This is a genomic window from Phormidesmis sp. 146-33, assembly GCF_052939515.1.
In genome coordinates this window covers 1-10073 of record NZ_JBJPHU010000174.1, presented here as the reverse complement: position 1 = coordinate 10073, position 10073 = coordinate 1, and the positions used below count along the sequence as shown (strand labels likewise).

Here is a 10073-nt window from a genome sequence, read left to right as displayed (position 1 = left end):
TGCAGGGCGAATTTGCTGTGGCTGTCACTACTTACAAAGGCAGTACCAAACAGTTCTTCCAATCGCTGGCTAAACAGTTAGACATCCCGATCGAAACCACTAGCTTTAACGAGGAGGGAGACGACGAAGGAGGAAAGGCGCTCACAGTCGATGAGTTAAAGGAAGAGATCTTATCCAACCTCAGAGACGACACCTTGATCCTTTTACCTGAAGCGAAACGGCTCCCGGCAAGTGTGCGCTATTGGTTTGAGGATGTGATTGGGCAAGGAGCAAAACTGATCGCCTTCTCACCCATCAACCCGATGAAGGATATGTTTTTGGAGTTATTGGAGGTGGAGTTAGAGCTGCCAGACGATCGCACGATTCGATCGGTGATGCAGGAGGAAGCCGATCGCCTGGGGCTACAAGTCACCAAAGGACGGTTGGCAGAGCTTCAAACGCTGGCGGGTCGAAATCAGATGATCGCTCGTAAAGTCATCCAGCGTGAGCGGTTGGGGATGAAGCAAGATCGCGTGGAGCATACGCAATATGTGGTGATCATGCCTGTGATTGTGGCAGCGTTGTTTAGTTTTGCGGTCGTGCGATTTGTGGGGCTGGGGACGGGCAACCGGGGACTTTACATCACAGGCGGGGTCTGTCTTGTGGCAGCGATGGCCCTTAAACAGTTGGGGCATGTTAGGGGTGCAAGAAAACGGTTGGGGCAATGAAGAAGGTTGATGCGAGAAAAATCTCTTCATCAAGAGATAAATTTATCAGTTCATTCCCCAGCCTCTAACCAACCTTTGACAGTTTCTGCTGGAATACTCAAAGGAGAATCGTCGAACACAGCCTTCAGTGCCTCAAGTCCTCCAGCCTCAAGAATGTCTTGCATATACTCTCTGAGACTTGGATCGTACTGAATTGCGTGGTGAACTGCTTGAAGAACATTGCGAGAAGGATCACTAAGCAATCTGCCTAGCAAATCGCGAGTTTTTTGAATAGCTTCAGTAAGCTGTTGGTTCTGATTCACTGAATGAATGTTGACGTTACCATGAACTTCATCTGCAAAATTAATCTTTGAAGTGTCTGTCTGCTGTCCTACTGAGTGAATGTTGACATTACCGTGAACTTCACTTCCGAAGTTAATAGAAGTAGTTTGTGTAGAGTCTGAGGCATGAATATTCAAAGTCATAGGTTTATCAGCCATTGTTCTGATGACATCAATTAAATCTGAAGCCTGTCGTCTATGTTCTTCTAGCGTTTCTTGCGTAAGTTTCAATTCATCTCGGTACTTTGCCTCTAGGAGAGCGAGTTTTGTATTGTAGAGAAGCGCTAAGTCATGTTCAACTGCACCTTTATTAGTTCCAGGCTGTGTCTCCAATCGAATTACAACCGATCTATTGTTCTTTCGCTCGATCGCTTGAATTGATGTACCAGTCCCGTACTCCGCCTGTAGTTGCTGGAACGACTGAAAGAAAGCTTGCCAGTCGATACCATCAGCAAAGATTAGGTCAACTGTGTCAATTACCTTTTGAAATAGTGCAGAAAATTCGCCTGGAGCAAAAATAGAGTTGCGATCACTAGGACGACGTTCAGCAAATGGCTGTGTAGCAGATGGGGTATGTCGAAGATAGATGTAGTCGCATACAACATTCTCAAGTCTAGTGCCCTCATTGAGATTCCAATCCTGAACACAAGCTCCAGTCAAGTCAGCACCTATAAACACTGTTGAAAGAACCTGAGCAGCAGTAAGATTAGCCCCTTTTAATCTAGCACCGTTGAGATTAGCACCGTTGAGATTAGCACTGGTTAAATTAGTGTTGTTTAGGTTGGCACCACCCAAATTAGCTCTTACAAAAGATGTGCCGCTCAGATCAGCACCTTCTAGGTTAGCGTTTTGCAAATCTTCGCCATTGAAGCTGTAACCTAAAGGTGGATTAAGGTTTTTCCATTCGTTCCAAGCATCTGTTCCCTCACTTAGCAATTTGCGAAGATGTTCTGAGCCTAACTCTGTAACTTTCTGCCAATCGACTTTTGCCGCCTTGCAGATGCTGATGAAAGAATCTTGGGCTATTGGTTCTCTTCTCCAGAAGCGTTTTAGCGTTGCGGTGGAGACGGTTGCAATCTCCAACCATCTAGAATCCGTCTTTGTCCATCCGTACTCTTTTCGAGCCGAATCAACGATCGTCAGTCCGTGAGGAGATGCTTTGATGGAAGCAGCCATCTTGTAGTCCTGCCAGAGTGGTTCACTTTTAGCTCAATTTTAATTGATTTCTGAACCTTTTTAACGGTAGATTGAGCTACTGTAAGCGTTAATCAATGCCTAGAATGATTGAGCAACAAGCTTTTGACATTCTTATGCCCCTCGAACGCCACTTGGTTTGAGGGGAATTTCAATTTTCTGTACTATTGACATTTCTCTTAGTACGTGGGTATCTTTTAGTAGCTCGGATACAAAAGGATTTTACGAAGTAAGTATGAGATTGTCGAAAGCTTGTTGCAGAGTCTTTCAGCTTCTCCACCTGCTCGTGACTTAGCTCCGGGTCTGTCCCCTTCACTATGGAGAATAGCTGATGCCTAACGAGCTTGCCCAAACGGGTGTGCTTGCGACCGTATCTCAGCCAACCTTTCCAATTCCAGCGGACGCAGCAACCATGATAGTTAACGGTGGTGTTGCGGTTGCAACCATCGTAGCTGTTGGTTACTTGCTAGACCGTCTGGCTAGGTTGGCTGAAGTGCTACGCAAGTCGAACGACGAGTAGTTTGTGATTGGATGAGCAGGTTCAGCCCTTGTTGGATCTGTTCATCATCGATTTGCTGGAATTAATTGCGCCTGGGCAATCTATAAGCATCCTGCCGCTCAGAGGTTGTTTATAGTTTCTCATGATGTCGATCACTCATGCCACGATCGCCACCGCCGGAGTCAGTTTAATCCTCGGAACCGCTGACCCTTTGGCACTTTGTTTGGCTCTAGTTGGCTCGCAGCTTCCAGACATCGATACCTCGACCAGCACGATCGGTAAGATCCTCTTCCCCATCAGCAACTGGATTGAGGAGCGTTACCCCCACCGAACCATTACCCACAGCCTGTTAGCGACGTTAGGAATTGCGGCATTCAGTTTGGCGATCGGCTCTCTCACTCAAAACATCAGCGTGTGGGCAGCGCTCCCATTAGGTCATCTGCTCGCGTGTTTTAGTGACTGCTTTACCAAACAGGGCGTGATGTTGTTTTACCCTTACCCCGTTTGGGCCGTGAGTGTGGCTAACCCTCGACGGCGGATCACCACGGGCAGCGCGACGGAACTATGGGTCTTGAGTTTGGCGATCGTTCTCCTGTTGGTGGGTGTCCATGCGGCAACCGGGGGCGGGATTACTCAAAACGTGGTGCAGGCGTTGGGGATGCGGGAAGCTGCGGTCGATGTGTACAACCAGAAGGCATCAAGCAATCATATCTATGCTCAGATCAACGGCATTTGGGCCAGCGATCGTACCCGTGTCGATGGGCGGTTTTTTATTGTGGCAGTCGAGGGCAATGAGTTTGTGGTCAGCGATGGCAAAGGACTCTACCAAACAGGCAAGCAGATTCTTGCAGATCGAGTCACTCCGGCGCTGGGCAGTCCTGCTACAACTCAAGTGATCAGCCTTGCCTTTAACGATGAGGAGATCGCCCCGAAGCTGCAAGAGGTGATGAGTGCCCACCCCGGCGCGTTGATTTTGCTGACAGGACAGATGTCGATCGACGTGCCGGAGCGCGTTCAATTTCCCATGATTCCGAATCACCTACAGACGGCTGCTCTAAGCGGGTCTACTGCCGTATTGAATCATCACCCGATCGAACAGGCAGTTCAAGGCTTGAGTGACCAGTACGGGACGGGTACACTCGCGCTGAAAGTGATAAGTCCGCGTCCTAGTTGACTAACGAAATTGAAGTCTCTCATCCATGAAGAGGGCTAACATCATGCCGAATGATCGCCAAGAGTTGATCGGTTATGATGCAGAATGACCTGCTGAGGGTGAGTGCAATTCTAGCCAACATCAAGATGCACGGGGGATTCCCATGAATTTAGATCAAGAAATAGTAACGGTCAGACCGTCAGAAACAACCGATACGATTCAACGATTGCCTAACTACGTTGGTATTTCTGGAAAGACGACTGGTTCAACGGGCATATCGATGAACATTGTCGTTATCCCACCTTCGGCAAAGGCAGAACCGCATTTCCATGATGGATTTGAGACAGCAATTTATCTCTTAAAAGGGAACGTACAAACCTTTTATGGTGAAAATCTCTCTAAATCTGTCGTGAACCAGGAGGGAGATTTCATCTTCATTCCCAATGGGGTGCCCCATCAACCCGTCAATTTAAGTAGCACCGAAGCCGCGATCGCATTAGTATCGCGTAATGACCCCAATGAACAAGAAAGCGTTCAGGTTTATAAGTTGGATTAAACAGTCCTCGATCTTGCCAGTTCGGTTGGCATAGGAAACCCAGCAACGTTTTCTCCTTTCACTTCCGCTGCTTCAGAGATCACAGCCTACCTTCAAATGCTGTGGGAGTTTCCTGCTGCGGCTGATTTGAGCCGTTATCGCTTAACTTTAGGGCAAGGGCACACTAACCCTGAAAGTGATTAGTCCCCGTCCTCAATGAGTGCCCTACTGAAAATATTTACAGTGAGTTTGCTGCTAACTGGCTGTGTGGCTCAAGCCCAAAACTCATCCCTTCTCCCTCATCCCTCATCCCTCATCCCGACTCCCTCACCGACGGCTACCCCAATTCAGAGGACGGGACGCTTTAAGCTGCAATTGACGCTGACAGCGCCGGAAGATCTAAAGGTGAAAGAGGGCGACACCGTTTTAGTAGGTCAAGTCCTTTCAGATCGCACTCGTGAGCGGCAACGGTTGGAAACTCAGAAGGCACAGGTTGAGATCCAAATCCAGCGACTCAATCAACCGCCGATCCGACCATTGGCACCTAAGCAAGCGACTGAAATGGCCGCCCTTCCACCCCCCAATGTTTTACAGGAAGTGGCAGAGATTGACCGCTTACAGCTTACCTTTCAACAAGTCGAGCAACGCTGGCTCCAACAACAACAGAAACTCGCAGTACTCGACTCCATGCAGGCTGAGATACCTCCTAGTACCATTCCTCACGAACAGGAAGTCGGACGGCAACGGGAACGGGATGTGAAACAGGCAAAAGCAGATCTAGAACTCGCAAAAGCCAAATTAGAACGGGCAAAAAGCGACTATCAGAGAGAGCAATATGAAAACTCATTAGAGCGAGGCAAACGAGACATCGAACTCGAACGACAACGCCTGGAGTATCAGCGACAGATGCAGGAATGGGAGAAGCAGGAACGCGATCGTACCTTCCAACTCAGTCAGGTCAACATCCAACTACAAAACCTCGACACTCAGCTAAATCAACTCTCACAGGTGAAAGCGCCCTATGCAGGAAAAGTACAGCGAGTTAGATGGGAAGGGCAGAACGATAAGAATCTCAGCGTTGAGCTTACTCTTATCACTAACGATCTCAGAACACGTCCAGGCACAGACAAAGTTACCCGTTCCGAAGGTGCCAGCCGTTCAGACCGAGAAGCTAACCCCACCAGCACCCCAACCTTCGATACAAACAGCTTCACCCGATGAGGAGACTGAGCTAAGTGAAGCCGACGGCGACAGTGAGAAGCCCGCTAAACCTGACACCAACGGCTTATCAGAAAGTGGCGAACTCAAGGACGACCCCAATCCCTTAAATCCAGTGGGGGATAATCTGGATCGTCTCATCCAACTCAAAATGAGCGAGGACACCTGGAAACTGATGCTGGGTGATTTGCCTTGTTTGGAAGCGACGGACGAGTGTATCAAACAACTGCAATCTCAAGCGGTTCAAACCTCGGCTACTTTGAGAGCGATCGACCAGCGCATCGAAGCCATCACTCAGAAGGTGGAAGAGGCAAAGAAAAATAATCAAGCGACCGTTAAGTTAGGAGTCTTTGAGCCGTTGGTACAGAGCTTTTTGAAGGTCGATGAGATCCCAGTAGCCGCAGGACAACCCGCGAGGAAACGAGGCTTTTTAGACAAGCTGTTGGGTGTGCTGTCAGTGAGCGGCATCAACGATGTTCTGAGTCTGATCGGAGTGCCGTTATTTCGGAATGCTACCGGGGGAGATGCCGCCGCACAGAGTCGATCGATTGCGATCGGAGATCTTCAAGTCAAACTGGCAGAGATCGAAAACAAGCGGGGCGACCTGGCGGATAAGATTCGAGAGCAGGTGATCATCAGCGTGTTGGATTTTGATGTGGTGCGACGGGACTTTCAGATCTCACAGGAAATCACCAAGCGCAGTGTGACCAAAATGAAGCTGATCGAGGTGGGCTACAGGTTTGGGGAGTCCGACACTGAAAGCTATCTCAATCAGCTCAATGCGTTGGATGCGAAGAAGGCAGAGACGTTTAGAAACTGGGCGAGGATGCGATCGCAGATGGCACGAATCAAGCTACTCGTTCTAGGGGCGGGTGAAGAGTAATACTAGGGACAGGATTTTGCAGAACATGGAAAAACCTGTATTTTCACCTAGAGAGATCCTAAAGCTTTTGCCCAATCATCTTTTTCTGGAAGACCATAATCAATAACTCTGCTGCAAGCGGACGGACTATGGAAACAGCCCTTTTTAGCACTTCTTACGCCCCAAGGGACGGGGAATCCACCCTTGATGAGATTGTAAAAGGTATAAGCAGATGTATGAACCGTTTTACGCATTCATTCTGAAGATTTTTCCTGAATTCAAAATTAACCCTACGCTGCTTGATCCTTTTTTGAAGTGTGTGGAAGTGAACAAAGGAGACTTTCTGTTTCAAGAAGGGGATATTTGTAAATTCATTGGTTTTACATTGAAAGGCTGCGTCAGGGTTTTCCTGTTTAACGATGGACGAGAATGTACCCTTTCCTTTCACACTGAACATCAAAGCTTTGGTGACTACAGAAGTTTTCTGAATCAAGAGCCTTCACAATTTTTTTGCGAGGCGATTGAACACTCTAAAGTTCTTCTGGTTGATCACCAAGCACTGCACTTTATTGAAGGACTTCCAGACGGGCAGATGTTTTTGAGGCTTCATGCCGAAGGTTTTGCGTCTAAGACGCGAGATAAATTGGTTTCTCTCTACATGGATACTCCTGAAGAGCGCTATTGTAAGCTCTTTGAAAACGAACCTCAAATCATCGATCGAGTTTCTAATTATCATCTAGCTTCATATCTTGGTATCAAACCAGAGTCACTCAGTCGATTGAAGCGCAGGATTTATTACAGGAAAACTTCTTAACCTAAGTCAATGCGGACGAAAGTGCCCTCTGGATAGATTTACAGCAGAACACCAGTTATAAATCGCTTACAGAGGTACAGATGAAACCAGCGTTTTTAGGATTAGCTCTAACGGTTCTGAGTTCAGGTTCTATAGTGGCAGATAGCCAAACCACCTTGGCTTCCTCCCTGAAAGCATCTCAAGTGGCGGAAGTTGTTCAACCCTTTAGAGTTGCCAACTCTAATACCACTGAATTTCCCACACTACTAGAACAGCAACCGATCCTTGTTAGTGTTGCATCAAATTGGACTTCAAAGTTGCCGTCAGTGAGAAACCAGATTATCGGAGAGCTTGAGGGGCATCTAGGGAAATTGGCTCAAGGCAATCGAGGATCTGCAAAGGTTGAAGCACTACGAGTTGAGGGCAGAAATTTGTATGTGAAGATACTCATTCATCACAAACATGAGCCTACGAAGAAATGGGGTGTTTATCTAGGCGTTCCGTATAGTCTTCAGACCTGGGTTGAGACGAGATACAACCCTCTAGACAACAAATCCACTGAAGACCGTACCAAGCTCTGTGTTCGAGGCCCTAGTGTGACTGGTAGCCCGAATCTATGCGTAACGGCAGGAGAAGTTCGGCGAATAATTAGTGCTTTCCTTTGACAAGCAAAGTTGTGCTGTGATCGGTCAAAGTACGGTCTAAACAATTTGGTTGGAGCGTGCTGCTGAGAGCTTCTGGTTATATGTACCGAGGTTATTTGCAGCCGCTCGACCGAACCGTTATCGTATTTCTGGCTGTTGAGAAGATTTCCACTTGAGAAGGTTAAGAGGGATAACTCTACCCGTAAAAGCCTGTGAAACAAGTTTGACAAGGTGATCCGGCTCAATCTTCCCGTTTTGAGAACGAATGAGCCGTAATCACCCCTCCCTCAAGCAAACTGTAAAACAGAGTCCTTTAGACGTTGAGTACGAATGCGATTAGCGCAAAGCGCAACTTCAAAGAAACCGCAGATGGCGCGGATCAAGCTACTCGTTCTAGGGGCGGGGGAGGAGTGATGCCTGGGATTGGGTTTTACAGAATACAGAGAAAGCTGTTGCGCCGAATCCATTAAATGTAGGTCTGCTGGGTGCGGTATGAATAGTGCTTTACCCGCAACAGGTCAGAGACTTGTTCGAGCAGTTTTCTGGTTCGTGGTTCTATCACGGCGAGTTCCAACGCTGTTATTCTGTCATTTAGGATCTTATGCGGACGGTAACAGGTTCTCTCTTGGAAGAAATATGGAAGATTTCCAGCTAGGGTTCCTGTCGAGGGGTATTATGCGGAAACCGCGTCAGGCTAAGTGGCTCGATTCGGACTTAGGCGGAAAGATTCGGGCTAAGTGCCTCAAGTTGGGATCTTAGGCAGAAACTTTCAGTCCAAATAATAGTTAGCCTGCTACTTCTAGCATGAGGTAATAATCCTAATGCAGCGTGGGAATTTCTGTATGAACCTAGAATTGAATGAAGTTTGAGGTGGAAATGTCAGGTGATAAAAAAGAAAGTGTTCTGGGTCAAATTGTTGTAGCTGTTGTTGTAGCAATCTTAGCTGGAGGAACGTCTCCCTGGTGGTGGAATAGCCTCTTCCCTAACAATCAGCAATCACCAAAGATCAACGGCCCTTCCCCTAGCTCTACAATGAATGATGGAAAAAGCACTTCTTCTGTGGTTTCGCAAAGTCCCCCTAAACCACCATTAGCACTTGGCACTTATAGTCCTGAAAATGGAGGTAGTTTATTTAAGGGTTCAGGTAGACATATCGCCACTGTAGGAAGCAAGGCATGTATTGCAATTGTAGACTCACGACCTAGCCCATACGAGGGATACAGTAAAGTTAGTGTTAGTAGAATGCTATGGCGTAATAACAGCTTCTATACAAATGCAACCGATCAACCATTAGTAATTCATAGTAACACTTCATTCAGCGAGGGAGAGGTTGGTCGCTTTACACCACTTTGGAGTTTAAGTCAGGCAAGGATTATTGAACCGTATCAGACCTTGCTAAACGATTGTCTTCAGAGCAATGACGATGAGTATAAGTTTAACAAAATCGATAATTTTCGTGAGGGAATTTCCTTCAACGGCTCTCAACAGGAAAATCCGCGAGCTAACACTTCTCCACCTTCTGGAATATTGAAAGTACAGAATTTGTTGAACGGGGATTATTTTTTCAGTACACAACAACCTCCGTTTAACAATTACAGTAACTTCCTACTGCTACGAAAAAAAGGTAACACCATTATTGGTTGGACAAGTGAAGGTGGTAGTGGAAATTGTTTTAGAAAAGTTATCAGATCAAGCTCTGAGGTAGAAACAACCCATGATGACCCACTGGAAGGTAAACAAAGCACTAAAATTGAAGATGGTATCATTGGTGGTTCAGGGCGTTCTCAATTTAATACTAATCAGTATTCCGACTTCGATCGTGTATTACGACCTTGTATGAAAATGTTTTCCAATTAATCCTCAAAGTTCTATGATTTTCAGTAATAAGTTTTGATTGAAAAGGTGTACAAAGTTTCGTTGAAGAAAGGAATAGTAAATAGTGGGCTTAGTAGTTTGCCGCAGGCTAACAACCCTAGTGCAGCGGATTGCTCGAAGCCGCTTAGATGAGGTGCAAAGACCTCGGCAACCGCTGACTAGGAACGTTGTAGTATTTCTGGCTGTTGCAAGAACTTACACTTGAGAAGGTTAAGAGGCTGCTTGACTGACAAAACTCAGGAAAGCGAGAAAGGAAGCTAGGAGGGAAGTAGA

At 46.9% G+C, this 10073-nt stretch carries 8 protein-coding genes; 7 read left to right on the top strand and 1 reads right to left on the bottom strand.

Annotated features, from left to right (window positions below):
• On the top strand, positions 1 to 707 hold a 707-nt coding region (locus ACJ2PR_RS33490; protein ID WP_446880287.1), incomplete at its 5' end, for a hypothetical protein.
• 50 nt (positions 708 to 757) lie between these two features.
• Here the strand turns inward: ACJ2PR_RS33490 and ACJ2PR_RS33485 are convergent.
• Positions 758 to 2203, bottom strand: coding sequence for a pentapeptide repeat-containing protein (locus ACJ2PR_RS33485; RefSeq protein ID WP_446871255.1), 1446 nt, complete (start codon positions 2201 to 2203; stop codon positions 758 to 760).
• A gap of 659 nt (positions 2204 to 2862) precedes the next feature.
• Here ACJ2PR_RS33485 and ACJ2PR_RS33480 point away from each other — a divergent pair.
• The 6 genes from ACJ2PR_RS33480 (at position 2863) to ACJ2PR_RS33455 (ending at position 9782) form a co-directional block, all read left to right on the top strand.
• Entirely contained in the window at positions 2863 to 3894 is a 1032-nt protein-coding gene (locus tag ACJ2PR_RS33480) for a metal-dependent hydrolase (protein ID WP_446880286.1), read from the top strand.
• Between the two features lie 142 nt (positions 3895 to 4036).
• Entirely contained in the window at positions 4037 to 4429 is a 393-nt protein-coding gene (locus ACJ2PR_RS33475) for a cupin domain-containing protein (RefSeq protein WP_446880116.1), read from the top strand.
• Between the two features lie 195 nt (positions 4430 to 4624).
• Positions 4625 to 5629, top strand: a complete 1005-nt coding sequence (locus ACJ2PR_RS33470; RefSeq protein WP_446880115.1) for a hypothetical protein — start codon at positions 4625 to 4627, stop codon at positions 5627 to 5629.
• Entirely contained in the window at positions 5556 to 6509 is a 954-nt protein-coding gene (locus tag ACJ2PR_RS33465) for a hypothetical protein (RefSeq protein ID WP_446880285.1), read from the top strand. The genes ACJ2PR_RS33470 and ACJ2PR_RS33465 overlap by 74 nt, the downstream gene beginning before the upstream one ends.
• Before the next feature lie 211 nt (positions 6510 to 6720).
• On the top strand, positions 6721 to 7302 hold the full coding sequence (locus ACJ2PR_RS33460; RefSeq protein ID WP_446880284.1) for a Crp/Fnr family transcriptional regulator: 582 nt from the start codon (positions 6721 to 6723) through the stop codon (positions 7300 to 7302).
• A gap of 1481 nt (positions 7303 to 8783) precedes the next feature.
• Positions 8784 to 9782, top strand: a complete 999-nt coding sequence (locus ACJ2PR_RS33455) for a hypothetical protein (protein ID WP_446880283.1) — start codon at positions 8784 to 8786, stop codon at positions 9780 to 9782.
• The last annotated feature ends 291 nt before the right edge of the window (positions 9783 to 10073 follow it).